At 61.0% G+C, this 25,499-nt stretch carries 20 protein-coding genes; 11 read left to right on the top strand and 9 right to left on the bottom strand.

Annotated elements, in window-relative coordinates; genetic code table 11:
* The first annotated feature begins 137 nt into the window (after positions 1-137).
* The 6 genes from mrdA (at position 138) to VSP_RS08050 (ending at position 7,342) form a co-directional block, all read left to right on the top strand.
* Complete coding sequence (mrdA, locus tag VSP_RS08025) at positions 138-2,216, top strand: penicillin-binding protein 2 (RefSeq protein WP_009959902.1); 2,079 nt, start codon at positions 138-140, stop codon at positions 2,214-2,216.
* A 52-nt stretch (positions 2,217-2,268) separates the two neighbouring features.
* Entirely contained in the window at positions 2,269-2,694 is a 426-nt protein-coding gene (locus VSP_RS08030) for a DUF6941 family protein (protein WP_029190275.1), read from the top strand.
* A gap of 98 nt (positions 2,695-2,792) precedes the next feature.
* Complete coding sequence (locus VSP_RS08035; RefSeq protein WP_009959905.1) at positions 2,793-3,275, top strand: hypothetical protein; 483 nt, start codon at positions 2,793-2,795, stop codon at positions 3,273-3,275.
* 183 nt (positions 3,276-3,458) lie between these two features.
* On the top strand, positions 3,459-4,658 hold the full coding sequence (locus VSP_RS08040; RefSeq protein ID WP_009959906.1) for a porin: 1,200 nt from the start codon (positions 3,459-3,461) through the stop codon (positions 4,656-4,658).
* Positions 4,659-4,815: 157 nt separating this feature from the next.
* On the top strand, positions 4,816-6,216 hold the full coding sequence (locus VSP_RS39100; protein WP_009959907.1) for a phosphatase PAP2 family protein: 1,401 nt from the start codon (positions 4,816-4,818) through the stop codon (positions 6,214-6,216).
* 319 nt (positions 6,217-6,535) lie between these two features.
* Positions 6,536-7,342 carry a phosphatase PAP2 family protein gene (locus tag VSP_RS08050; protein ID WP_009959908.1) on the top strand — a complete coding sequence of 269 codons (807 nt, stop codon included), beginning with the start codon at positions 6,536-6,538 and terminating at the stop codon, positions 7,340-7,342.
* A 35-nt stretch (positions 7,343-7,377) separates the two neighbouring features.
* On the opposite strand, the gene VSP_RS08055 is transcribed toward VSP_RS08050, so the two are convergent.
* Together VSP_RS08055 and VSP_RS08060 are read right to left on the bottom strand one after the other, a co-directional pair.
* A complete protein-coding gene (locus tag VSP_RS08055; protein ID WP_009959909.1) occupies positions 7,378-9,090 on the bottom strand; it encodes an ArnT family glycosyltransferase in 1,713 nt (570 codons plus the stop codon).
* A 161-nt stretch (positions 9,091-9,251) separates the two neighbouring features.
* Entirely contained in the window at positions 9,252-9,599 is a 348-nt protein-coding gene (locus VSP_RS08060; protein ID WP_156346219.1) for a hypothetical protein, read from the bottom strand.
* A 208-nt stretch (positions 9,600-9,807) separates the two neighbouring features.
* On the opposite strand from VSP_RS08060, the gene VSP_RS08065 reads away from it, so the two are divergent.
* Complete coding sequence (locus VSP_RS08065; RefSeq protein WP_029190278.1) at positions 9,808-11,565, top strand: cation:proton antiporter; 1,758 nt, start codon at positions 9,808-9,810, stop codon at positions 11,563-11,565.
* A 78-nt stretch (positions 11,566-11,643) separates the two neighbouring features.
* Here the strand turns inward: VSP_RS08065 and VSP_RS08070 are convergent, their stop codons facing one another.
* Together VSP_RS08070 and VSP_RS08075 are read right to left on the bottom strand one after the other, a co-directional pair.
* Positions 11,644-12,459, bottom strand: a complete 816-nt coding sequence (locus VSP_RS08070) for a hypothetical protein (RefSeq protein WP_009959913.1) — start codon at positions 12,457-12,459, stop codon at positions 11,644-11,646.
* Between the two features lie 31 nt (positions 12,460-12,490).
* Positions 12,491-13,444, bottom strand: a complete 954-nt coding sequence (locus VSP_RS08075) for a L,D-transpeptidase family protein (protein WP_198141343.1) — start codon at positions 13,442-13,444, stop codon at positions 12,491-12,493.
* Positions 13,445-13,578: 134 nt separating this feature from the next.
* Here VSP_RS08075 and VSP_RS08080 point away from each other — a divergent pair, with 134 nt between their 5' ends.
* Complete coding sequence (locus VSP_RS08080) at positions 13,579-14,190, top strand: YdeI/OmpD-associated family protein (protein WP_009959917.1); 612 nt, start codon at positions 13,579-13,581, stop codon at positions 14,188-14,190.
* A 9-nt stretch (positions 14,191-14,199) separates the two neighbouring features.
* On the opposite strand, the gene VSP_RS39105 is transcribed toward VSP_RS08080, so the two are convergent.
* The 3 genes from VSP_RS39105 to VSP_RS39110 form a co-directional block, all read right to left on the bottom strand.
* A complete protein-coding gene (locus VSP_RS39105; protein ID WP_009959918.1) occupies positions 14,200-15,639 on the bottom strand; it encodes an OmpA family protein in 1,440 nt (479 codons plus the stop codon).
* Between the two features lie 71 nt (positions 15,640-15,710).
* On the bottom strand, positions 15,711-16,874 hold the full coding sequence (locus VSP_RS34505; protein ID WP_009959919.1) for a trypsin-like peptidase domain-containing protein: 1,164 nt from the start codon (positions 16,872-16,874) through the stop codon (positions 15,711-15,713).
* A gap of 131 nt (positions 16,875-17,005) precedes the next feature.
* Positions 17,006-19,717 (bottom strand): DEAD/DEAH box helicase, encoded by a 2,712-nt coding sequence (locus VSP_RS39110; RefSeq protein ID WP_009959920.1) that lies wholly within the window; start codon positions 19,715-19,717, stop codon positions 17,006-17,008.
* Positions 19,718-19,821: 104 nt separating this feature from the next.
* On the opposite strand from VSP_RS39110, the gene VSP_RS08100 reads away from it, so the two are divergent.
* From VSP_RS08100 to VSP_RS08110, 3 genes are all read left to right on the top strand, one after another.
* A complete protein-coding gene (locus tag VSP_RS08100; RefSeq protein ID WP_009959921.1) occupies positions 19,822-20,772 on the top strand; it encodes a histone deacetylase family protein in 951 nt (316 codons plus the stop codon).
* 62 nt (positions 20,773-20,834) lie between these two features.
* Positions 20,835-22,127, top strand: coding sequence for an adenosylmethionine--8-amino-7-oxononanoate transaminase (gene bioA / locus VSP_RS08105; protein WP_009959923.1), 1,293 nt, complete (start codon positions 20,835-20,837; stop codon positions 22,125-22,127).
* A 101-nt stretch (positions 22,128-22,228) separates the two neighbouring features.
* Positions 22,229-23,296 carry a DUF5077 domain-containing protein gene (locus VSP_RS08110; RefSeq protein ID WP_009959924.1) on the top strand — a complete coding sequence of 356 codons (1,068 nt, stop codon included), beginning with the start codon at positions 22,229-22,231 and terminating at the stop codon, positions 23,294-23,296.
* A gap of 238 nt (positions 23,297-23,534) precedes the next feature.
* Here the strand turns inward: VSP_RS08110 and VSP_RS34520 are convergent, their stop codons facing one another.
* Positions 23,535-24,662 carry a M23 family metallopeptidase gene (locus tag VSP_RS34520; RefSeq protein ID WP_009959925.1) on the bottom strand — a complete coding sequence of 376 codons (1,128 nt, stop codon included), beginning with the start codon at positions 24,660-24,662 and terminating at the stop codon, positions 23,535-23,537.
* A gap of 39 nt (positions 24,663-24,701) precedes the next feature.
* Positions 24,702-25,460, bottom strand: a complete 759-nt coding sequence (locus VSP_RS08120) for a hypothetical protein (protein WP_009959926.1) — start codon at positions 25,458-25,460, stop codon at positions 24,702-24,704.
* Positions 25,461-25,499: the final 39 nt, after the last annotated feature.

A 25,499-nucleotide genomic window follows, 5' to 3' on the forward strand; every position in this document is an offset into this window, starting at 1 on the left:
TCGCCCTTGCGGCGGGGCTGCACTGCATAAGCTTGGGGAAAGGGGGGGGCGGGCTAGCTGAGTGGGAGTTCTTGACGAGCCGCACCTTCGACTCGAACGTGCCGGGTTTGACTCTCTCACGGCCTTCCTGCCTGCTCATGTCCCGATTTCGGAACCCTCTCACACTGCTCGCTTTGACGGTCGCCCCAGTTCTGGGAACCGGCATGCTGGATGCCCAGTCCCCCGTGGCCATGAAGGCCGTGCCTGTGAATGAAGATCCAGGCGACCCGCCCGCGAAGAAAAAGGAGCTTACGGCTGGATGGAAAACGGAAAGCGAGGCGCGAGCGCTCAATCTGAACATTCCGGCGCCCCGTGGACAGATCGTGGACCGCAATGGCGTCCCGCTGGCCCAATCCCGGGTGGTGATGTATCTGGCGCTGAACTATCCCTTCCTTGGCAAAGGGGCAACGGACGCTGAAATCGTCGGTTACGGCCGGTCCCGCATCATGCAGGCCAACTCTCTCCTGGGGAAGCGGTGGGATCTGGCACCGGACAAGCTGCTCTCCCACTACAAGAACCGGCGGTGGCTTCCAATGGTTTTTTCAACCGTGGACGGCTTGAATGAGGAGATTACCCCCGATCAGCAGAGGAAATTGACGCCGCTGCTCAAGCCGGGCAGCGGAATGCTGCTACAGGCGGCTTACCTGCGCGTGTACCCCAAAGGGGCCAGCGCCCCGCATGTCATCGGCTTCGTGGGGCGCAAGCGGGCGTTACCCACCACGCCCGCACAGGATGGTGATCCTATTTTTGAGGAGACGGAAGGTCGAGATGGCCTGGAGAAGTCTTTCGACAAAGATCTGGAGGGCAAGCCCGGGGTGGTGAACGTCCTCTTTAATTCGGACGGCTCAAAGGCGACTGAAGAAATGGTGCGCCGTCCCATGCCGGGTAACAACGTGGTCACCACGTTGGACTACAACTTCCAGAAGTACGCTGAAGAAGCCCTGGCACAGAACACGAAGGGCGGTGCCATGGTGATCATGGATGTGAAGTCTGGCGATGTGCTGGCCCTGGCGTCGTACCCCTTGTTTGACCCCAATCTTTTCATCCCAGGGATCACCTCAGAGAATTTCCAGCGTTTGAATGAGAACAAGCAGTTGCCGATGCTGGCCCGGGCCTTCCGTGGTGAGTACCCCCCGGCGTCCACCTTCAAGGTGGTGGTGTCCCTCGCGGCTCTGGAGAGCGGCGTGGTGACGGCCCGTACCGGCTACGACTGCAGCCCCAGTCTCTGGATTGGTGATCGTTATTTCAAAAACTGGAACCGTGACGGAGAAGGTTACATGAACGTGGTGAGCGCCATCAAGCGCTCGTGCAACACCTGGTTCTACCAGGCGGGCATGGCCATTGGGGCCCCGGCCATCTCGGATACAGCCATGCGACTTGGCTTTGGGGAACGCACGGGCATCCCCCTTGCTGCGGAATCGCCCGGTTTCGTCCCTACCGACGGGTGGTGGATGGGGCGCTACGGCTCCAAAATGATGAGCGGCGACATCGCAAACTTCTCCATCGGCCAGGGGGCCACGCTGGTGACCCCGCTGCAGACCGTACAAGCCATGGCAGCGCTCGCTGATGGGGTGAACATGCCCCAGGCGCGGTTGGTGAAGCAGATTCAGGATCCCAATGACCGGGTGGTCCAGGCCTTTGCGCCTGCCACCCGTCGCCGGGTGGACCTGCGTCAAGACGTGCGTGATTCAGTGGTGAAAGGCATGGTGGCGGTGGTCAACGGCTCTGGTGGCACGGGGCGTGCTGCGGCGCTTGAGCAGTGCCAGATTGCCGGGAAGACCGGCACCGCACAGTGGAAGCCGGCGGAGGACCGGAATCTCGCCTGGTTCACCGGCTTCCTTCCTGCAGACAATCCGGTCTATGCGTATGCCGTCATCTATGAAGGGCAGCCCGGTGAAGATGTCAGCGGTGGGCGTAAAGCAGCTCCGATTGTGCATGATGTGTTTGAGCGCATTCTGAAGGATGGAAATCCTGAGGAGCCTCTTCTGCTGGCTGTACAGGCCGAAGGCTCTGCCAAGGGCATACCTCTCTCTAGCGAGGACGAAGAAGTCGAAGGGGGACGCAGCTACGCTGCTGGCTCCGGCCCTGCAGGCGGCGCGCCGCCTCCGCCTCCCCCTCCGCCGCAGGAAGATCGCAAGGGATTGGGCGGATTCCTGAGAAAGCTGTTTGGTCGTTGATTGCAAGAAGGACAAGCCCAAGCAGGGTTCTGTCACGATTCACCCAGACAGCATGCAACTTCTGCTCGCCACCCTTTGTGATTTTGCTGCGGACTATCAGGGGAAGCTCTGTATCACAGGGGCTTTCGACACCTTGTGCGCCCCGGAGTTTCCGGTGGTGCATCCTCAGTGCTCCCTGGCCGTCCGGCTTCTGTTTGAGCCTCGCGATGTTGGGCGTCATCAGATGCGCATTGTGCTACAGGACGAAAGTGGAGCGGAGGTGATGCCCCCCTATCCGCCCACGGTGGATGTGGCCTTTCCTCCTGGCGCGGTGCCCTTTGTCACGCGCAACATCGTTCTCAATCTCCAGCGGTTGCGGTTTGAAAAGACGGGTGTCTATCGTTTCGTGGTCAGCCTGGACGAACAATTGCTCATCACCGTTCCGTTCCGCGTGACCCGGTTTGAAGAAATGCGGGCTTCCAGCGGACCTGCTGGTTGAGGCTGTGGGGATTTCCACCGCCTGAGCCGGTCTCTGTCGCGTAGTTTGTTGCAGGATGCGCCAAAGACTTGCCTGATTCCTGCGTCACGATTCCCATCATGTCCTCATCCATCGAGATTCCGCCGCTCACTCTGGAAATCACCCAGGCCCAGTCACCTGTCCGCCAGATATCCGTGTTCCTTCACAACCAGGTGGGGGCTCTGCTCTCCCTGGTCAAGCTGCTCAACGATCATGAGATCGAGGTGCTGGGCTTTTCCGTGCAGGACTCAGTCGAGTTGACGCTGGTCCGCCTGGTGGTCACAGATCCGGAAGGGGCGCACCATACGCTGATGCAGCACGGCCACTCCTGCACCTCCCGCACCATTGTGGTGGTGGAACTGAAGGAGGGGGTGCATGACCTCGGGCATGCGCTGGCCGCGCTGCTGGGGGCGGAGATCAACATCCATCACACCTATCCGTTGTTGGCTAGAACCCACGGCAAGCCTTTGCTGGCCTTGTATCTGGATGATGCGGAGGTGGGGGCGGAGGCGCTCAACAAGAGCGGCTTTGTGGTGCTTTCCCAGGGTGATCTGAGCCGCTAGACTCCGGTTGCCGGGTGGTGGGGTCCTTGCGCACGACTCTCCATGAGTGTCAGAATGTTTGGAATTGCTCAATACGTGACGCAATCGTAACACAGCCTGTCTCGACGGTTTTAAGTGTCAACGCCAGTATTGGCGCGCCGAGCCCCCTCGGCGATCAACACACACAACTCCGACAAGACACGCATGAAACTGAAAACATCTCTGTTCCTGCTTACCGCAGGTCTTCTCTCCAGCGCCCACGCTGGCGAGGTGATGGTCGCCTCCGGAAAGGGCGTTGAGCCCGCGGTGCAACCCGCCGGATCCGAAAAGTCCATCTACGACAAGATCTGGGGACTGGCCACACTCTACAAGAGCGATGACAATCCGGTGCTTCAGGAGTTCGCTCTCCAGGGCCGTCTTCAACTCCAGTGGGCCGACGGTTCTTCCGACCAGGGTGACTACGGGACCGCTGACCGTCCGGATGAAGTCCTTTGGGGTGACCTGGAAGTGCGCCGCTGGCGTCTTGGCTTCAAGTCGAAGTGGTTCCGCCAGTTCAAGCTTGAAGGTCAGATTGACGTCTCGCCGAACTGGGACCCCGAGTTCTACGGCAAGATCTATGATCTGAACCTGACCTGGACCCCGTCCGAGGCATTCAACATCGGCATCGGCAAGTACAAGGCGAACTTCTTCTCCGTTGAGCAGGCCACCTCCTCGAAGGAAATCCTTACCTTTGAGCGTGCACTCCTTTCGAACACCCTCTTCACCGGCGAGCTCACGGGTGCCCGCGTGAACGGCAAGATTGACAACCTCATCTACACCGCCGGTGTTTACGCCGGTGATGATCAGCGTGAATTCACTGAATTCGACGCAGGTGTGGTTTACCAGGCCGGCATTGGCTATGACCTCACGAGCGTGACTGGGTTTGACAAGACGATCGTCAAGTTCGACTACCAGTACAGCGATGACGCCGCCAACGCTGGTGGCGGTGCGAACTATGAGCACGCCTTCTCATTCAACAGCACCTGGGAAAAAGGCCGCTTTGGCCTCTTCACGGATGTGCTTGGGGGTACTGGTCGTGGTTCGGTGAGCGACGTTTGGGGTTTCCATGTGATTCCCTCGTACTTCATCGCTGATGGTCTGCAGCTGGTGGCCCGCTATCAGTACGCAAGTGGTGACAATGACGGTCTTCGTCTTCAGAGCCGCTATGAGCGCCTTGCCTCCGATCTTACAGACGGTGGCCGCGGTGACGAATATCAGGCTGTTTACCTTGGCTTGAACTACTACCTCTACGGCCACAAGCTCAAGCTCATGGCTGGTACCGAGTACCACAACATGAGTGGCGGTGGAGACGGTGGCGACTTTGACGGCTGGACCACGCTGGTGGGTCTGCGCATGTTCTTCTAAGCTGAACTATTCTAGGGTCAGGTTGGGTTTGGTTGTTTCCAACTGGGCTTAAAAAAACAAAGGCGTGGTGGCAACACCACGCCTTTCGTGTTTTTAATGAACCACCTTGACGAAAGCGTTGCTTGGACGGGAACGCGGGAGATGATAGCGCAGAGGTGTGACTTCATCCGCCACCCTGGAAGGGCCCCGTGAGGGGCAGACCCGCAGCCTCCCTGCCTGGACGCTGGAGCTGGCTCTGCCTGCCCTGGTGCTTGTGGCGGGTGGTTATGTCATGAACCTAACCGGGGTGGACCTGAAGGTTCAGCGCCTCTTTTATTCAGCCGAGACGGGCTGGCACCTGGGTGGCAGGTTCCCCTGGCATGCGCTCTACCACTTTGGCACGTTGCCAGCCATGCTGGCGGTGCTGATGGCGCTGGGCGGCCTGATATTGAAGGTGGGGCGGCGTCTGCCCGCAGAGCGAAACTTCGCCACCGTGTATCTCGCCCTGGTGCTCGCGGTCGGGCCCGGTCTGGTGGCGAACGCCATCCTCAAGGATCACTGGGGGAGGCCGAGACCGCGTGATGTGGTCGAATTTGGCGGGCGGCACGCTTATGAACCGGCCTGGGTGCGGGATGGGAGGAGCACGGGCAAGTCCTTCCCCTGCGGGCACGCCACCATGGGTTTCTTCTTTTTCTCCTACTACTTCATCCACCGGCGCCGGAATGCGCAACTGGCGTGGGCGGGGTTGGGGGGCGGGCTGGTGCTGGGGTGGCTCATCGGGCTGGCCCGTGCAGTTCAAGGAGGTCACTTTCTCACCGACACCTGGTGGGCGATGGGGCTCATGTGGTTCACCTGTGCCGGTCTCTGGACCGGCACCCAGATACTGGAGCGACGGCAGTGGTTCGCCAGGGGTTTTGACTGGCTGTTGAAGCACCCGCGAAGCGGAGGGGCCGTTGTGGGAGGACTGGTGTGTCTGGCCACGACAGCAGCTCTGCTGGCCACCCCCTACCAGCGCCATCAAGTGGTGACCGGGCCAGACCTCCCTGTGAAGGGGAATCTGAAACTCTCAGGAACCTTTCAGGAGGGCAACCTGGATATCGTGGCCGGTACCGCGCCCAGAATGTCCGTGGACGCCAGCGGCCACGGCATGGTCTGGAGCGTGGTGCTTACCGGCGTGCGGTTGAGGCTGGGGACGGTGCAGGACCTCCCCGAGGTCCGCTATGTCCAGACGCGCAAGGGATGGTTCACGGAGCTAAACCAGAACCTGAAGCTGGAGTTTCCCCTGGAGCGTGTGTCTGAGGCCGTTTTCACTTTGGATGGGACAGAGGTCCTGCTCAATCCCGGCAGTGCCACTGTAAGGCAACAGTGGAAGTTTGTCGGGCAAGGGGAGGTGGAACTGGTGGTGCCCCCAGACCGTGAGGTGCTGGTGGTTACGGGTGCCGAGATCGTGGTGGAAGATGCAACGGGCAAGTTCACTCATGCAGGAGGACGGTGGTTCAAACCTGGCCAGCCTCCTCAACTCCGCCTTCAAGGATCCATGGAGCGAGGCGTGATCCGGCTTGTCGGGGCGGGCAGATGAGATGAAGCAAGCCTGAGAACCTGTTTGGATAAAAACATCCGGGTGTGGCAGGTTCAATTAAGGGAATGAGATCAGAGCGGCTTCGCCGAGCCTGATAACGGCCCCTCCGGGTTGCGGTCCTTTTTAGCCTGGACGGCGTTGCGCATCGATTGTGAATCTCGCTTCACGCCCTCTTCGCGCTTTGTCCAGACTCAAAGCGCCCGGCAACACACCCTGCGTTATTATCCAAAAAGGTTCTGAGGTGACGGTAGCTTTGCACAGATGTTTTCGCGAAGGCATTGGGATTGGCGAGGGTGAGGCCACAGCTTCAACCCATCCCATGAGTTCTTCCATTGCACCCCGCTGCATCCGGCTCAAAAGAGTGCCGGTGACCCCAAAAATGTGGCCGGACATCCGGCTGCTCTGGCTGGAGATGGTCGGCGTCATTTCCCGGCATCGCTGGAAGATGGTTGTCGCAACGGTCGTTGTGGTGGGGCTGGTGTTTGCCTTCCTCGTGCCGAGAGATGCGGAGGTGCTCAAGCTGGTGCAGCTCAAGCAGATGCCGAACCGGGAGCTTCGTCAGGATCTGAAGGACCTCTCGGGGGAGATCGGGAAGTGGGGCGACTTTGCGGGATACAATCTGGTGCTCGTGATCGGCATCTGGATGGCGGGACGTCTGTTCAAGTCGCGTTATTTCCAGAGACTGGCCGTGGCCAGCATGCTGTGCGCCATCTTTGCCGGGCTGGTGGCCAATGTCTTCCGCTTCACGGTCGGGCGTCCCCGGCCCAACGCCATCGCGAAGAAAGGGGTGCCGGACGGCTGGTATGGTCCCCAGGTGAAGTGGGACTTCAACTCCTTCCCCTCCGGTCACACTGCGACCGCATTTGGCTCCTCGATCCCGCTGGCCGTGGCCATGCCTGTGGTGGGCGTGCCCGCCCTGCTCTGCGCCACCAGCGTCTGCTGGGCCCGCATGTACGGGAATCAGCACCATCCCTCGGACGTGGCCGTGGCCATCTGGATTGCCACGTTGTTTGGCGTTCCCCTGGGGCTGGCGGTGCGCCGCACCCGGTTCAAGAAAGCGGTCGGGGATCCCGAAGATGCCGCGGCTTCAGAAATGATAAATGATGAATTGGAAATTAGAAATTAGGGATGAGCCGCCGGGTTCTCCGGCCCAAGATCTTCTTACTTCGGCACGATCAGCCTCAACTCCACCCAACTGCTTCGGGCGAGGTTGTATCCCTCCACATCGACCAGCCGGGCATCAGGCAGACTGGCGGAAACGGCATCCACTTCCTTCTGATTGTCCTTGCTGGTGGTGATGGGGCTGCCTGTGCGCCATTGTTTGATTCGGTCGCTCAGGGTCCATTCCCTCCTTAGCATCACGACGGCTCCGGCACGGCCTTTGGCCAGGCGTTCCTTCACGCGTTCCATCTTGGAGAGCATGGTCCACTGGCGGTCGGAGTAGAACACCAGGCTCGGTTCTGTGAACCCCCAGGCGAGGAGATCCTTGTCTCCTGAAACTTGTGCCAGTTCCGGAGCAAGCCGGATGACGGGATGCTCGGTCCGTAGCGCCTTGCCGAAGCACACCAGGCAGGCTGTCGCAAGGACGACAGCCAATCCCATGGCGATACGGTGCCCGCGCTCTGCGGCGATTCCCAGGGCCACGAGAGCCAGCAGCAGACCGGCGCCCGCCGTGATTGCCCAGCGCAGCGCATTCACCGTCACCCAGGAACCGGACCAGGCCAAGCTGAGGGCAGCCATGGCCACCAGCGACATCAACGCGGCGTAAACCCAGCCGAACCTTCCCCAGGCGATCCCTTGCTTCGAGGGAGCCGCAGCGAGTGTGGCACCCAATAGCAGGAAGAAGCCCGGGAATCCAGGCATCACGTAGTGGGGGAGTTGCGTGGCATAGGCCAGAAAGATCAAATACGGCGCGGTGAACCAGCCCAGCAGCAAGGCGGTCTGGGCATTCCAGGATGCGCGCAGGTGCTTCCACACCAAGGGCAGAAACGCAATCCAAGGCAGGAGGCTGAGGAAAGCCGTGGCGAAGTAGTAGAAGGGCAGGATGACCCGCCCATTGAAGGCCTGGGTGCCGCGCTTCACGACGTGTTCTCCCATACCCACCTTCCAGAAAAGTCCATGAGTCTGCATGAGTGCGGGGATGCCCCAGGCGGAGACGATGACCAATGTCATGAGCAAGCCCCAGCCCATGCCCAGCCGCCGCCATGGTGCCGGTTTGCGCCAGAAAGCGAACCGCCATAGCAACACCGCCAGCACGGGTACGAGCAGAGCAATGGGGCCCTTGGCCAGGAAGCCAGCGCCGAGCGAGAGCCAGAGCTGCCACCAGGCTGCCGGGAAGCTGCGGCCTGACACCTCCCGCCCGGTGAGGAGCTCCACCAGGGCGGCCATGGCCAGCGTGACACATAGAACCATGGGCATGTCTGCCACACAGAGCCGCCCGTGAATGAGGGCCTGCAGGCACGTGAGCCAGCCCACTGACGCCCACCAGCCCGCAGTGAGGCTGAAAAGCCGCTTTCCTGTGCGAAACACCACCATGGCCACCAGCCAGACGGCCACTACGGAATGCAGCCGGGCGGCCAGCTCATTGAAGCCAAGCAGAAGGTAGTGCAGACGCATCCACCAGTAAGTGAGCGGCGGCTTGTCGAAACGGTACTCACCATTGAAATAGGGGATCAGCCAGGTGTCTCGCTGCATCATCTCCATGGTCGCGTGGGCGAATCTGGGCTCATCGCGGTCCATCAGCGGAATGTCTCCTGTGCCGGGCAGATAGAGAAGGGCCGTCAGAAGGAGCAGCAGAAGCCACGCGGGAAGGGGGCGCTTCTGAGGAAGGCAGGGGGAGGCGGAAGGAGAGGCAGTCTGCGGATCAGCGGTCATGGGTGCGTACCGTCGCCTCTCGACCTGAAACCCTTGCTCCGTCCATGAGGGCAAAGCAAAGATCTTGTGACATGGCGGAGCCCCTCGTGGTCAGGCACAAAAAAACCGCCCCCTGAGAGTGGGGGCGGTTGGGAGTGACTGGCAAATTTCTGACTGGTAGCTTAGCCCTTGTGGACGCTGTGGCAGGCCTTGCAGTTGCCGGCGGTTTGCAATTCCTGCAGAGCACCGGGCTTTTTGGCCGCGACGTCTTCGGTGGCTTTGACCAGCTTGTCGGTCTTTTCCTTCCAACTGGCCGCATCACCCTTCTCAGGAGACTCGGCAGGGAGGGATTTCACATACTTCAGCAGCTTTTGGGCATCTTCATCAGAGCCCTTGCCGGTGGCTACCTTCTTGTAAAGGCTGGTTTCGCCTTTCATGGCCTCCTTCATGGTGGTGGAGATGTCCGCGAAGGCCGGGGCGGCGAGAGCAAGGCTGAGCAAGCAGGCAAGATTGAATGGGATCGATTTCATGGAGTTGCAGATGTCCCAGAGGAGCAGCCCAGGGAATTTGAGGCGCAATTACAGGCAAAAACGCAAATGGAAGCAAGAAAAACTCCACGAGGCAAAGAGATTATGTTCTTTCGGAAAAGAATGGAGAAATTTGGCTATGCGATAGGTGGAAATTTTCCCAAGTCGCCCTCACGGGTTGCCTCGCCAGCTCAACTGGGTATGGAAGACGATGCCCCACAACCTTGATCTCATCCTGACACTGACGGGAGGGTTGACCGCTGCGTTGGCCCTGGGTTTCATCACCCAAAAGCTCAGATTGTCTCCGATTGTCGGCTACCTGTTAGCTGGCATTCTGGTAGGCCCTTTTACTCCAGGCTTTGTTGCGGACAATGACATCGCGACGCAGTTCGCGGAGCTCGGTGTCATTCTGCTCATGTTTGGCGTGGGTCTGCACTTTCATCTCAAGGATTTGCTGGCAGTGCGGAAGGTGGCCATCCCTGGGGCCGTGGCGCAAATTGCCGCTGCCACCGCGCTTGGCGCGATCGTCACCCACTTCTTTGGCTGGTCGATTGAGGCGGGCATTGTCTTTGGGATGGCCATTTCTGTGGCGAGCACGGTAGTGCTGACCCGCGTGCTCTCGGACAACCGGGCTTTGCATACCCCCAGCGGGCACATCGCCATTGGCTGGCTCATTGTGGAGGATCTGTTCACCATTCTCGTGCTGGTGCTCCTGCCAGCGATCTTCGGCAACCCGGGAGACGCGCAGGGTGCAGGGCACGGTGCAGAGGGAGGCAATGTGTGGCTGACCATGGGCGTGGCCATGTTCAAGCTGGGGCTGTTGTGTGTGTTCACCCTGGTGGCCGGGCAGAAGATCATTCCGTGGTTCCTGGGGTATGTGGCCAAGACGGGTGCGCGGGATCTCTTCACGCTGACTGTGCTGGTGCTGGCGCTCGGCATTGCTGTGGGTTCCGCCAAGTTCTTCGGGGCTTCCATGGCCCTTGGGGCGTTCCTGGCTGGTATGGTGGTGGGGCAGTCGGAGTTCAGTGGTCGGGCGGCTTCGGAAGCGCTTCCCATGCGGGATGCGTTTGCGGTGCTCTTCTTTGTGTCTGTGGGCATGTTATTTGACCCTGGGGCGCTGAAGACAGGCTGGCCGCTGATGCTGGCCACCTTGGGCATTGTCATCATCGGGAAGCCCCTTGCGGCATTGGCGGTGGTCCTGTTCTTCAAGAAGCCCCTCTCCTCTGCTCTCTCCATCTCAGTGGCGCTGGCTCAGATTGGGGAGTTCTCTTTCATCCTGGCGGCATTGGGCACCTCAATGAAGATTCTCCCACCGGAAGCGACCAACGCCCTGGTGCTCACCTCCGTGATTTCCATTACCTTGAACCCGCTCATGTACAAGGGGATCGCTCCCTTGGTGAAGTGGCTGGAAAGCAAGGGGTGGGCACGTCCGGCCCGTCCGGCGGATATGCAGAACGCTCTGGAACTGGATGATACCGTCCACCGTGTGGTGGTGGTGGGCTTCGGCCCGGTGGGGCGCACGCTCAGCCGCATCCTGGAAGACAATGGCTTCCGCCCCGTGATCGTGGAGATGAATATCGAGACGGTGCGCAAGTTGCTGGCCGAGGGCAAACCGGCTGTGTACGGCGATGCCGCGCAGCGGGAGATCCTGCACCACGCCGGCATCGAGAAGGCGGAAGGTCTGATCATCGCCGCCTCTGGCGTTCCGGCCAAAGAGATTGTCGAGGCCGCCCGCGATCTCAATCCCAAAATCCGCATCCTGACCCGCACCTCCTATCTCAACCAAGCAGAGGCTTTGCGCCAGTGTGGAGCGAATGCCGTGTTCACCAGTGAAGGGGAAATCGCCCTGGCCATGACGGACTACCTGCTGGAAGAGATGGGGGCCACGGACGAAATGATCGACCGCGAACGCGACCGGGTGCGTGAAGAGCTGTTCACTGCACCCGAGCCCAAGACTGCGGCATCCTGACAGAGACACCTTGAGGGCCAGGAACCCGTTGATCGCGGGTGCCTGGCACCATCATTCACACAGGCAGGCGAGGGAGGCCTACCGGTTGATCTTGATCACACCATTGCCGACCTTGATGGTGCCTGAGATGGTGGGGCGGCGAGGGAGCTGAATGAAGGGGGGGCAAGGTGCTTGCGGACGGGAGTAGTAGTATCCGCTGCCGTAGTATGGGTAGGCATACCCGTAGTCGTAGTTGTACCCGGCACCATAGCCATAACCAGGGTACCACGGATAGGCGTAGCCGTTGTCCCGGCTGAGATAGCGCCGGTTCCGGTTGGATTCAGGCGAATACACCTCCGTGATGGGGGCGACTGTGGGGACTGCGGATTCCCCCTGCATCACCGCCGAGGCGGGTGCTGGAGAGCCCAGCTTAGGAGTGGGGTCTCCCGGCATGGCCGCCAGTGGTTGGGTTGGCTGGCCTGCGGAACGGGCGGAGTCGCGACGGGCTTGATCACGATCTGCCTGATCCTGAAGCCGTTTCTTCTCCTCCGCCATCAGCCCGGCCATCATGGTGCGCTCTTCCCGTTCGCGCTTTTCTTTGAGGCTGCGAACCCGGGCCACTTCCTGGTCTCTTTTTTCCTGTTCCGCCCGGGCGAACTCGCGCGCCTTCATCGGGTCGTAGTTGAACTTCTTCTGTAGATCGGGCGAAAGGAGGTCCAGGCCGATTTTTGTCACCCCCTGTTCGTGCATGACGGTCACTGTCTCTGGCGTGACTTTCACCACCCGGCAGCCGTAGTAGGTGTCACCGAAATTAGTGGTCAGTTTGAAGGGCTGGCCGGTGAAGTCCGCCAGGTCGCCTGCGGGTGCAGAGGCGGCGAGCACTCCAGATAGGAGGACCAGGAGGGTGGTTTTCATGCATCCATTCAATCAAATTCGGGGATTTTGGTCAAGACGGTTGAGAGGTGCCCACCGGGGTGACCCGGTAGCGTTTTTCTTCCACCTTGATGATTGGGGGCTGCTGGGTGGATTCAAAGGCGGTGTAGCCCGGGCGGAGATCGAGCCAGAACTTCAGCAGTGACGGATGCTCCTCCCCTGCTTGGAGGAGCCGCTCGGAGGTCATGCGGAAGGGGAACACATGCACGCCAAAGGAGGATTGCCCTCTTTTTAAAGCGGCCTCAGCCATGAGGTAAATCTCCTCAATGACGGGATCGGTCATGGCGAAGCAGCCGATCGAAACGGCCTTGCCATGCACCATGATGAAGCTGCCTGTGCGCTGGTGAGCCTGGTCAAAGGCATTGGGGTACCCGATATTGAAGGAGAGGTGGTAGCTGCTGCGGGGATTCAGGGACTTGGTCGTGACCTGGTAGAATCCCTCCGGTGCCTGACGATCGCCTTCCTTGGTCTTGGGGCCCAGCTCGCCGGACATGGCTGCGATGGGCCAGGTCTTCCACTTGCGGAAGGCAGGGGCTGACTTCGCCTTGATCCAGAGTTCGAGTTCCAACGTCTCCTTGAACACTCGGATGAAGATAGGATCACCCAGGGCAAACCCCTGACGGCGCAACTCTTCTGTCAGGCCAGGGGTGCGAAGCTTACGCACCTCCCCCAACCGCTCCTCTGGTGGCACGGAGTCCGGCACGCTGGGCGTCAGCGGTGGCGTAGGCTGTGGAGCAGGCGGGGTGGGCGTCGGTACGGGCATAGGAGGTGCCGGGGTGGGAGGCGCGGGCGCAGGCATGGGCGTGGGGGCCGGAGTCACGGGTGGGGGCGGGGCGGGAGGAGCCGTCTCGATGGGAGCGGGCGTCACCTTGACCGGAGGTGCCGGCTCTTCCTGTCCGCAGGAGGCGAGAAGGCAGGCCAGAAGGAGGGTGCAAACAGCAGTGGCTGAAGGGGTGGGCCAAACCATGGTGATCGGAAAATGCTGGGATCATTTTGTGCCTGCCAAACGACATCGTGATGATGGCCGAGTCCACTCGGACCTTGTCAGTGAGACGAGCTGAGCAGATGTTTGGTTCACTTCTCACGCCCCCAAAAATCGCCATGGACTGCCGCGCCTCACGCACCCAGGATCCCGATGACTGGATCGCCACCTGTCCAGGATTCACCCGCGAGATTTGCGAAGAGCTGCGTGATCTGATTTTCCGCTGGGAACCGGATTTGAAGGAGGGCATCAACTCCAACATGCTCTGCTTCTCAGGTCGAAAGCGGGTCTGTGCGCTGGGAGCCTTCAACGATCACGTGGAGATCGCTTTTTTTCGCGGTGGAGAAGTGGCCGATCCCGCTGGCCTGTTCAATCACGGGCTGGAGAGTCTCTCCATCCGGGGCATCAAGCTGAAGGAGCTGTCTGAGGTGCCCAAGCCCGCCTTGAGGGCCATGCTGCATGCGGCAGTGGCCGTGGATCGGAGCCCAGTGGTTCTGCCTCCTCCGAAGGTGAAGCGTGAGCCCTGGCCCATGCCAGCGGTGCTTGATGCGGCGCTCAAGAAGCACGGGAAAGCTGCCGCATTCTTTGAGAGCCTGAAGCCTACGTACCAGCGGGAGTACATGGTCTGGATCAGCACGGCCAAACGGCAAGAGACGCTGGAAAAGCGCCTGGCGGAGACGCTGAGCGCACTTTCCGCCGGGAAAAAGTGGGCTCAGCGAAAAGAAGCCTGACCTTGCCTGTCAGAAGTCGAGCAGGATCTCCGCGCGCCGGTTGCGGGAGCGTCCTTCAGGATTGTCGGAGCCGTCCGGGTTGGCGTTGGGGCTGAGGGGCAATGCCTTGCCAAAACCCACCGTTTCCACCTGGAGAGGGGGCACGCCCTGATCCAGGAAATACTGTTTCACGGCTGCTGCCCGACGCTGGGAAAGGGCCACATTGTACTGGTCGCTGCCCTTGGCATCTGTGTGGCCGCCGATCTTGAGATTCTTGCTGGGGCTGGCCTTCAAGATGGAGGCCACAATGTTGAGCTGCGCCTGGGCTCGCGGATGCAGCACCGCCTGATCGTACTCGAAGTAGAGGGCGATGCTCTCGCCGCCTTTCGGGTTCTGCACCAGGGGAGTGTAGGGTATGCCGACCATGGCAGAGGATCGGGCATTGTCGGCCAGCAGGCGTGACAGGTTCAGCCCGATGATGCGCCAACCGCTGGCGAGTTTCTCCATCTCCAGGCCAAACTCGGTCTCTTCTTTGTAAATTTCGGAACGCACCTTGGCGATGACCCAGCTAGAGGTCTCCGTTGATACGGTGGCGACCATAGGCTTGTGATCCTGCAGGGAGTATTTGCCATCTTCGAAGGCGATGCAAAGGCCGGCCAGTTTCACCGGGGGGATCTTGCTCTCATCCACATATGAGCGTGCCGTCTCGTAGTCGAGCCTAAGCAGGGCGCGGACAAAATTGCTGGCATGGGTGATGGCGTCTGGCTCGGTGTCCACCACGAAGAGGGACTGGCCGGTGCCGCCAGGAAGGGGAGGGCCGCCGGCGGGGTTGATCATGGGAGCACCGGGAGGGATGACGGCGGCCACGGCGAGTTCGAGTTCCTTGGGCAGACGCAGCTTGTGCACGCGCCAGCCCATGTTCGGGTCCTTAACGACGTCGATCTGAAGATTGAGATCCGGAGCCCCCTGGGTGCCGGTGAGCGGTATGGAGAGGCGGACCACGCCTTCGCTCTGGCCCAGGGTTTGCACCAGGCTCAAGGCACCACCTTTGTAGCCCAGCTCCTTGATCTTTTCCATCACGGCCAGGCTCGCTGCGGCTTGGGAGGGGTCTCCCGCCGCCACCAGTCCGGCGGCTGACTTCAAATCGCCTTCCGCCAAATTTTGAGTGAGCTGTTGAGCGAGGTCCTGAGGCCGGGCAAAGCCGAGGGTCTTGGGAGGGGCGGCTTTCTTTGATGGGGGTACCTCCGCACCGGGCCCTGAAGTGGTCTTGGGGGCGGGCGATGGAGGAGCTTCTGCGGCCGGTTGGGTGCTGGATTGCGGGTCAGGAGCGGGCTTCTCTTTTTCGACCCACTTTTTAGTGAATAGAAAAAACACGGCGGCACTCATTGCCAGTGCCACGATGATAATCAAGAGCGGCCCGAACGCGCCACCATGGGCGCGAGAACGGATGGAGTAACGGGCGTTGGACATAAGCATGTAATGTTCCAACCTTTCGCCCATTGCAACAGCCGGAGGCGCGTTTGTCGAGCCAGGACTGTTCCTCAGTTGGTTGCAGGTCGCGGGGCGATTTCGGCTTTGATGTTCAGGATGCGTCCGTCGCGGACCACAATCATGGGAATCTCCTGCCCGGGGCGCGCCTTGGCAATCATCAGCATCAGTTCATCCACAGAGTTGAAGGTGCGTGGACCGAACTGCATGATGACATCCCCCACCTGGATGCCAGCCTTGGCAGCGGGGGACTCCGGGTTCACCGTCTCCACCATCGCACCCAGCGTGGTGCCCAGGGCGGAATCCACCGCCACGGGTTCAGGACTTACCTCGATGCCGAGGAAGCCCAGCACCGGAGCCCCCCGGTTCATGATGGCTTGAAACGATTCCTTCACATCATTGGCCGGGACGGCGAGCCCCACCCCCTGCCAGGCCTGGTTGGTCACGGCTCCGCGGGTGAAGATGGCCACGTTGATGCCGATGATGTCACCATAGATGTTGACGAGGGGCCCGCCAGAGTTCCCGGGGTTGATGACCGTGTCGGTCTGGAGCAGGGCGTTGGACGTGTCGCTGAAGCGACGCTGTGTGGCGCTGATGATGCCCTGGGTCACGGTGCCGGTGAGGCCGAAGGGGTTGCCCACGGCAAAGACGATTTGTCCGGCGCGTGCCTCGTCCGAATTGGCAAAGTTCAGCGCAGGAAAGTTGTTTCCGCCACCCAGGATCTTGAGCACTGCAATGTCCCGCTGGCTGTCAGCGCCGATGATCTCCGTCTTGTAGGACTTGCGGTCGTTGGTGGTGATCTTGATCTGTGTGGCCCCTTTGATCACATGGTAGTTGGTGATGACGTGACCTTCTTTGCTGACGATGACGCCGGAGCCCAGGCCGGGCGACACATCGTTGCGGTAGCCGCGCAAGTAGCCAAAGATGTCTCTGACAGCCACCCGGCTGATGGTGGCGGTGTCGATGCTCACCACGGAGGGCAGGACCGACCCGGCGAGTTTGGCCGACTCTTCACTGAGCCTGGCCAGACCCGGGACATCTGCAGCCGTCAGTCGTGCAGCGGGGGGGCTGGTAAACTTCTCGGGAGTGGTGGTGTTGGTCTGAATGTAGTCGAACACGCTCTCACCACCCTGACGTGCCTGCCACTGCCGATACAGCCAGGTGGCGGCGAAAAAGATGATGATGACAAGAAGGATGCGGCGGAATTGTTCGAGCATGTCTCAGAGAGGTACGGCAGCCAGGTTGGGAGGGATGGCCCCGGGATGTTCTTCCCTTGGAAGGGGATGGACCGGGGATGTTAGATTTTTTTCGCAGTTCGGGAACTTGGGAACGGTGGTGAAATGGAGGGTTACTGCATGGTGCCCTCGCCAAAGACCTCCTCGCCGACCATCGCGCGCAGGTGGGCATGCTCCGGGTGGAGGAGTTCGGGGTCTCCCTTGAGGGTGCGCTCAGCCAGACGGCGAGCCGTTGTGACCAGGCGGGTGTCGGCGAGCAGCGAGCCGAAGCGCAACGGGGACTGGCCGCTCTGGGCGCTGCCGAGCACATCCCCCGGGCCTCGTCTGGCCAGGTCTTCTTCTGCAATCTTGAAGCCATCCGTGGTTTCCTCAAGCAGCTTGAGCCGCGCCATGGCCTCTTTGTCCCCTTTGGGAACGAAGAGAATGGCATATGACGTGTGTGCGCCACGACCAATGCGACCGCGAAGCTGGTGCAGCTGGGCCAGACCAAACCGGCCGGAGTCGTGGATGATCATGACCGTGGCATTGGGGACATCCACGCCCACCTCGATGACCGTGGTGCTGACCAGCACCTTGACGCTGCCTTCCCGGAACTGCCGCATCACCGCCTCCTTGGCCTCGGTGTCCATGCGGCCATGCAGCAGGCCAGTGGCATGCGGGGCCAGTCGTTTGGTCCACTCTTCCAGCCCGGTGGTCGCGGCCCCGGCATCGAGTTTTTCTGACTCTTCGATCAAGGGATAGACAATGTAGCACTGCCGTCCTTCTTCGAGACGGGTCAGAACAAATTTCGTGACCTCTTCCACCTTGGTGACTTCCCGCACGGCGGTGATGATTTTGCCGCGCTCTTTGGGCCGTTGGTCGATGGTCGAGACATCCAGGTCTCCGTAGAGGGTAAGCGTCAGGGTTCGAGGAATGGGAGTCGCGGTCATCACCAGCACGTCCGGTGCCTCCCCCTGGGCGATGAGGCGGGCCCGTTGGGCCACGCCAAACTTGTGCTGCTCATCGATGACCACGAGGCCCAGGCGGGGCAGGTTGCCCGCGCTGCGCTCATAGAGCAGCGCATGGGTGCCGATGACGATGTCGGGTCCGCGATCGGCTGCAGGGATCTGGGGAGCGCACGCTTCCAGCGTGCTGCATTCCGCATCCTGCGGAATGTCGTCCGGTGTCCACAGCCACGGGTAGGGTTCGTTATCTGCCACCGCGCCCGAGCGAGTGGGGTTGGTGACGATGTAGGTGAATTTTTCCTGGAGGTCGGATTCGGAGCGGATGAGGCGGTCGTAGGATTCCTTTTCCCAAACTGGATCGGTCGATTTTTCCAGCTTGTTGATCTCGTTTGCCGTGAAGGACTTGATGGAGTGAGTGATTCCGCCCAGTGAGTGGAAGGTGGCGTTTCCTTCATCATCCCAAGACTCTGGAAGCGGTTCGAGCAGGGCATGCACGTGATCAGGCATGACGACGACCGCGAAGAGATTGTATCGGATTCTGTTGAAGTATCGAAAGGCGCTCGCGACGCAATCGCGCGCCTGTGGAGACAGCTGGCGATGGTCACGGGTACTCCATGTGAGCATGTACTTGCCCCAGGGACGTTCGATATGGGGCATGCGACGCTTGTGGTAAATGGGTTCGCTTGTCCCGCTGGCGTGTGTAGTCGGCAGGATGCCGACTACGGCACGCTGGAAGCGTGCGCTCCCCAATACGTCGGCTTTTGACGTTTCAGGCTGGGAATCCAGCACCTTGTCCGCTGTGCGCAGCGCCACGCGGATGCCGAGGGGCTCCAGCCAGCGGCGGGCGTTTTCATAGTGCTGCTCCGCGAGGATCTGGGTGGGGGCCATGAGTGCCCCCTGCCGACCGGCCTCCACGGCCATGAGCATGGCGGCCAGGGCGACCACAGTCTTGCCGCTGCCCACATCGCCATGCAGGAGCCGGTTCATGGGCTGGGGCAGGGCCATGTCTGCCAGGATTTCCTCAAGCGAGCGGCTCTGGGCTCCCGTCATCTGGAACGGCAGAGTTTCCAGGAACGCGGTCAGCAGCCGTCCTTCTGCCCGCTGGGCGGTGCCACCATGATGCTTGAACTGCAACTTCCTCCGCACGGCCCGGAGCTGCATGAGGTAAAACTCCTCCAGCGCCAGATAGCGCTGGGACTTGGTGAGTTCATCGAACCCCTCCGGGTGGTGCAGGGTGCGCAGGGCGGTGGCGCGGGTCATCCCGGCGAAGTCTCCACCCGCCTTGGGCCGGGGGAGGATGTCCGGCAGGGCGACGGCGGGGAGATGCTCCATCACCTGCCAGGTGGTGCGGCGCAGGGGCTTCTGCTTCAGTCCGCCGCGCAGGCGGTACACGGGAACGATGCGGGAGGCGTGGATGCCGGCCTCGTCATCGTCATCATCGCCACGGAGGATCTCATACTCCGGGTGGTCCATGAGGAGTCGGTCCTTTATTTCCTTGATCTTGCCGTACACCATGAGCTCCATGTCCACCGCCAGGACCTTTTGCAGGTACACCATGCCGAACCACCGCAACGTGAGCTGCTGGTGCAGGGGATTGGACTCTGCCGCCTCCACCACCGTTTCAAATACGCCGCCGCGCTGGCCAAAACGCAACACACGCGTCTTTAGCACCCTCACATGGTGGCACACGGGCGTCTCGCTGGGGCCGAACCCTTTGAAGTCCATGCGCCGCCGGTCTTCGTGGCGGGCCGGGAAATGCAGGACCAGGCTTCCCACGGTGGTGAGTCCCTCCTTGGCGAGCATGCGCACGGCTGCGGGACGCAGTCCCTCCACCTGATCAAGCGGGGTCTCGATGCTGATGACGCTGGCGGCGGAACTCATTGGGGGACTGGAGGGTGTTGTCATGGCTCTGGCCGGGCGGGAATGCAAGCAGCGGACCGGGCATCCTGCATTGACACCGGAACGCCTGCCTGCTCCCATGAGGCATGGCTGCCCTTACCTCCGGACTCGTACTTGATGCCATCAGCGCAGAGCATGACACCGGAGGTGGGCACCCGGAGTCGCCCCAGCGCTACCAGGCGGTGGCCCGGGCACTCACCACTGCGGGCCTGACCAAAACGATGACGGCCATCACTTCCCGGCCGGCCACTGACGACGAAATCCTGCTCTGCCATACCCGTGAGTACCTGGAAACTGCCAAGCGCGACGTCGCAGGGGGCAGGAGTGATCTCAGCACTGGCGACACCGCGATCTGCCCGCGCTCCCTGGAGGTGGCGCGCCACGCCACCGGTAGCGTGGTGGAGGCGGTGGATGCCGTCATGACCGGGAAGCTCAAGAACGCATTTTGCGCCGTGCGACCTCCTGGGCATCATGCCCGCCCTGCGCAGGGGATGGGATTCTGCTTGTTCAACAACATCGCCGTTGGAGCCCGGGTGGCCCAGAAGAAGCACGGGGCCGGCCGGGTCTTGATCGTGGACTGGGATGTGCACCACGGCAACGGTACGCAGGATATCTTCTATGCAGATGGGAGTGTGATCTTTGCCAGCACCCACCAGGCTCCCTGGTATCCCTACACAGGGTGGGCGGAGGAGAAAGGCGAGGGGAAAGGCAAGGGAATGATCCTGAATTTCCCATTCCCGGCGGGAGCGGGCTATGGCGAGATCGGTGGAGCGCTGGAGCACCACATTTTGCAGGAAGCCGCCCGGCTCAAGCCGGATCTCGTGATGATCTCAGCAGGGTTTGACTCCCGGGTGGATGATCCTCTGGGGCAGTTTCAGCTCACCGATGCGAATTTTGCCGCGCTCACCAAGACCCTCATGAGGTTCGCGGATGAGCACTGCTCCGGAAGGCTGGTTTCCGTACTGGAGGGGGGCTACAATCTTGATGGTTTGGGAAAAGCGGTGACCGCCCATGTGACCGCTCTATCCGGGGGTTGATGGCTCCGCCTTTTGGGTTCATGGGAGGGGCGGCATCTGCAAACTCCCCCCTCTAAACACGCTTGAACTACGCGGAACTCGACAAGGCTTACACCTGGCATCCTTTCACCCCCATGCGCGACTGGTGCGCGGCGGAGCATGAGCCCCTCATGCTCTGTAGCGGAGAGGGGTGCTACCTGGTGGATCAGCATGGCAACCGCTATCTGGATGGGAACGCCTCCATCTGGACCAACATCCACGGGCACTGCCACCCGCGCATCAACGAGGCCATCAAGGCGCAGCTTGATCGCGTGGCGCACACTTCCTACCTTGGTTTTGGCAATCCGCCGGCGGCGCAGCTTGCCAGTGAACTCGTGGGGTTCTTCCCCGATGGCGGGCTGGAGAAGGTCTTTTTCTCGGACAACGGTTCCACAGCTATCGAGGCCGCCGTGCGGATGTCGCTCCAGTTCTGGAGGCAGAACGGTCAGCCTGGTCGGGACGTCATTTTGGCTTTCGATTCAGCCTATCATGGCGATACCCTGGGCGCGGCGAGTTTGGGCGGGATCCCACTTTTCAAGGGGAGTGCCAACCAGTTTGGTTATGTGGTACAGCGGGTACGAACGTTTGAGGACCTGGCAGCTCTCCCGGCTGATGATGTTCAGCACATCGCGGCGGTCATCATTGAGCCGCTGGTTCAGGGGGTGAACACCATGCGTCTCTGGCCCAAGGGCATGCTGAAGGCCCTGGAAACCTGGTGCCGGGGGCAGGGGATCTTCCTCATTCTGGACGAAGTGATGACGGGGTTCGGCCGCACTGGCACGATGTTCGCGTGCCAGCAGGAGAAAGTGGTGCCGGACTTCCTCTGTATGGCCAAGGGGCTCTCCGGTGGGTATCTGCCGCTGGCGGCCACTCTGGTGAATCAACGCGTGTATGAAGGCTTCCTGGGTGCTCCCTCAGAGGGGCGGACCTTTTTCTACGGGCACAGCTTCACCGGCAATCAATTGGGGTGCGCTGCGGCGCTCGCCAGTCTGGGCATCTTCCGGGAGGAGAAGGTGCTTGAGCAGCTGCCTGCCAAGATGAAAGTGTTCGAGCGCCTCCTCCAAGGACTGACTGGCCTGCCCCATGTCGCGGAGATCCGCCGCTGCGGTTTGATCGCGGGTATCGAGCTGGTAAAACAGCGTTCTCCACGATTGGATTACGATGCAGTGGAGCAGGTGGGCACCCGTGTGTGCCTGGCTGCCCGCAAACATGGGCTGCTGACACGCCCCATTGCCAACACCATCGTGCTCATGCCTCCGCTTTGCGTGGTGGAGTCTGAACTGAAGACGATGGTGAAGGCTGTGCGACTGGCTATCGGGGAAGTGTGTGGGGGGTGAGGACTGGGGGGCGGCGGAATAGGAGAATTCGGCCTAATAAGTTGGGCGTACCGGGCGTTGAAGGCGGTCGTACTCCTCATTTGTCTAGAGCTATTGCCCGCATGAACCGCCCCCTTGCTTCCCTCCTAATCGTTGGAATCCCACTTGCTCTTTCCGCGTGCGGCAAGAGCGAAGCCACTGTCGGCAAAGCGACTCCGGAGGTGGTGCAGCAGGAGTCAAAGGAGGCTGTTGCCGCTGCTCCCACAGAGACCGTGAAGCCGGAAGAGGCTCTGAAGACGGATCCGTCCCTGGCGATGGCTCCTGCCCCCGCTCCTCAGCCTGCCTCGCCCTACGCGGTGACTGATTCGCTCTCCGGTCTTGGAGATTTTGGCAGTGGGGAGCCCATTGAGCGGCAGGATCTTCCTGAGCGCGGGGTGATGTCCTTCAAAGTGTCCAAAGATCAGAGCACCTTTGCTCCTATGGAGCACTGGGAGCAATACAACTTCCCGTTCCAGTCAAAGCGCTGGGGACGCTACAGCGTCCGGATCTCGTATTCGCTCAAGTCTTCCACGCTGGGCGTACAGTTCAAATTCGGCGATCTCCGCCTTAAGAAGACCCTGGTGAGCACCAGTGGCGCGACGAAGCGACTCTATATCGGCGACATCTACATCCCGCAGGGCGGTGACCAGTTCATGGCGTTCTACACTCCCAATGGCGTGGCGTGGTCCACGTTCGTCTTGGAAGAAGTTGCGCTGGTCCCCACCCAGGAGGGTGAAGAGGTGAAACCGACCGAAGACGGCTCTCTCCAGTTGCTGGCCAAAGATGCCACGACTTGGAGCGAAAACATGCGCTATGAACCCAAGCCTGAGAAGAATTGCCTCGGCTTCTGGACCGAGAAGGAAGACTTTGCCGAGTGGGAGTTCACGGTGGACAAGGCCGGCAAATACAATGTGACCGTGCACCAGGGCTGCGGAGCTGGGGGCGGCAGCGAGGTGGCCATCCAGCTTGGCGAACAGGCGCTCACCTTCAAAGTGCAGGACACTGGCGGCTTCCAGAAGTGGGCTCCCGTGAATGTGGGTGAACTTGAGATCAAAGAACCCGGCACCTATCGCCTGGCGGTGAAGCCCCAGAGCAAAAATGGCGGGGCCATCATGGATGTGCAGAAGATCGTTCTCGCGCCTGTCTCGTGAGTTGGGGAGGAGTGTTGCCGGACCCGCAATGGCGGGTCTGGGGTTTCTGGCGAGAGCTCTTTGACGGATCGGCCGGAGTTCCCTGAGTGGGGTGCCAGCGTCAGCAAGGTGGAAGAACCGTCTCGGTTCTTGCTTCCGCGAGATCCAGTTTGTGCATAAAGGGCCGAGACGGCTCTTTTTCTTTACCAAGGCTTCGCTGCCAGTCGAAGTACGCCAGCGGAGCGACTGGCCTCCCTCCTTAGCCCTTCTTCTTCGTGGAGACCTTCCGGCTCTCCTCTTCCTTCGCCGGCGCAGGGGCCACAAAATCTCCGGAGACCAGGTCCAGTAAGCGTTTGCCTGCGGCGGTGAGGGTGCCTTTTTCTCCGCTGCCTGCGATGTAACCGCGGGTGTAGTAACCGTGGGGCATGCCGCGATCCTTCACCCACGTGATCTGAGCCCTGACCACAGCAAGCGAGCTGGGCTGGACGCGGATGGGCAGACCAGAGTCGCCGAAGGTGATCTCCCAGGAGGCGGAGGGGGAGGCGGGCGAGTCGGCAAGCCAAGGGTAGTGGCTCAGCAGTTCCAGGTCCCCTTTGCGTGGTATCACAGCTTTCCAGGTGGGCTCTGTGTTGCGGACAAAGGTGGCAATGGTAAGGCCCGGGTCTTTCTGATGTGCCAGATAGAAGCCAGCGATGTTGATCCCCGTCAGGTTGATTCCGTTGTAGATGCCGTGCTTGTTGGGGCTGGGGCGGAAGTTCTGGGCGTGCCAGTCATCGAAACGGCTGCTCAGCATGAGGTTGAGCTCCAGGTGGACGTGGGCCCGCTTCTGGTTCAGCCCGCTGCCTGTGTAGCCCATGACGCCCAAGGGCGTGCCGAGGTGGACTTCCTGACCTGCCTGCACGCCTATCTTGCTGAGATGGGCATAGAGGGAGAAGAAGGAACCGTCTGGAGTGTCGTGCTGCACCACCACGTAGCGACCGTAGTTGCTGGCCCCGGCGAGCAGGGAGCAGTGCACCACTTTACCAGGGGAGATGGCGCGGACTTCATCGGTGGGATCGCCTGCGGCATCCCGTTTTGTCGGAGCAATGTCAATGCCCTCATGGAAGGCCATCAACACCATCTCCCCACCATGTCTGACCGGTCCCCGGACGTAGCCGTACTGGCCGCCTTCCCAAGGAGTGGAGACCTGATTCTCAAAAATCCGGTCCACATACATGTAGAAGGAGGCGTTGTCCCCGCGCAGCAGCGCATCGTTGTCCGTGGGCAGGCCGAGCGGGAACGAGGCTGCTGGAGGGGGGGGCGGCGTCCCCAACGTCGATGGGGCTTGAGCGGTCAAGCTGGCAGTGGCGGCCAGCAGGCAGGCAACGGCGGGGACGATCCGGATCATGCTGCGAAGACGGGTGTGCGGGCTTTTTTATGGCTGAAACTAGCGCTGGGGCAACAGCGGCTCGGTGGGGACGGTGGGGATGGGATTTGACGGAGGGATGTACGGCTCAGGGGCACCGGGGCGCACGGGCGTGGGAGCCATGGTGGGGGCGGCTCCTTCCACAGGGATGCGGCTCGTCGTCGGAGCTACCGGCAGGCTGGGGACTTCAGGTTCCGTGGAACGGCCTTCCTTGCGGGCTTTTTCCTTCGCTTTTTCCTCGGCCTTATGGGCTTCGTAGGCGTCTTTGCGCTCGCGTTTGCCCACAGGAGCCATTTCCATGTTCTTGTTCATGCTGGGCGGGCCGCCGGGTTTGATGCGAGGGGTCTTCTTGTCCATCTGTGCGATGATCTCAGGGGTGAATCCCTTCCAGATGGTGATCATTCCATCCGTGACCGGATCATCCATGACCACAAAGTCCACCGGCTTGCCATTTACCATGGCGATCAGGTATTCCCCCTTGCGACCACGGGTGATGATTTCCAGCGATCCCTTGCCCCGGAAATCGAGCTGGAGTGCGCATCCCTGGGTACCGTCATCTGCAGGAAAGGGATGGAAGGCCACCACGTTCTCCTGGGAGATCTCTGGAATGAGCTTGAACAGCATCCGCTGACCGCCCATGTCGAGCGGGAAGTAGGTCTTGGGGGGGTCCTGCTCCGAAGCCTGGGCATGGAAGGTGATCGAGTACGGGATCTTCTTGCTCATCCCCATGAGGAAGGGGGCGAGGAGCAGAGCAAGCAGGAAAGGGACAAGGCGCTTCATGGCGGAGATTCAAACGGCAGCGGGCGGAGAATGCAAGAG

Origin of the sequence: Verrucomicrobium spinosum DSM 4136 = JCM 18804 (assembly GCF_000172155.1) — a bacterium.
GTDB lineage: Bacteria > Verrucomicrobiota > Verrucomicrobiia > Verrucomicrobiales > Verrucomicrobiaceae > Verrucomicrobium > Verrucomicrobium spinosum.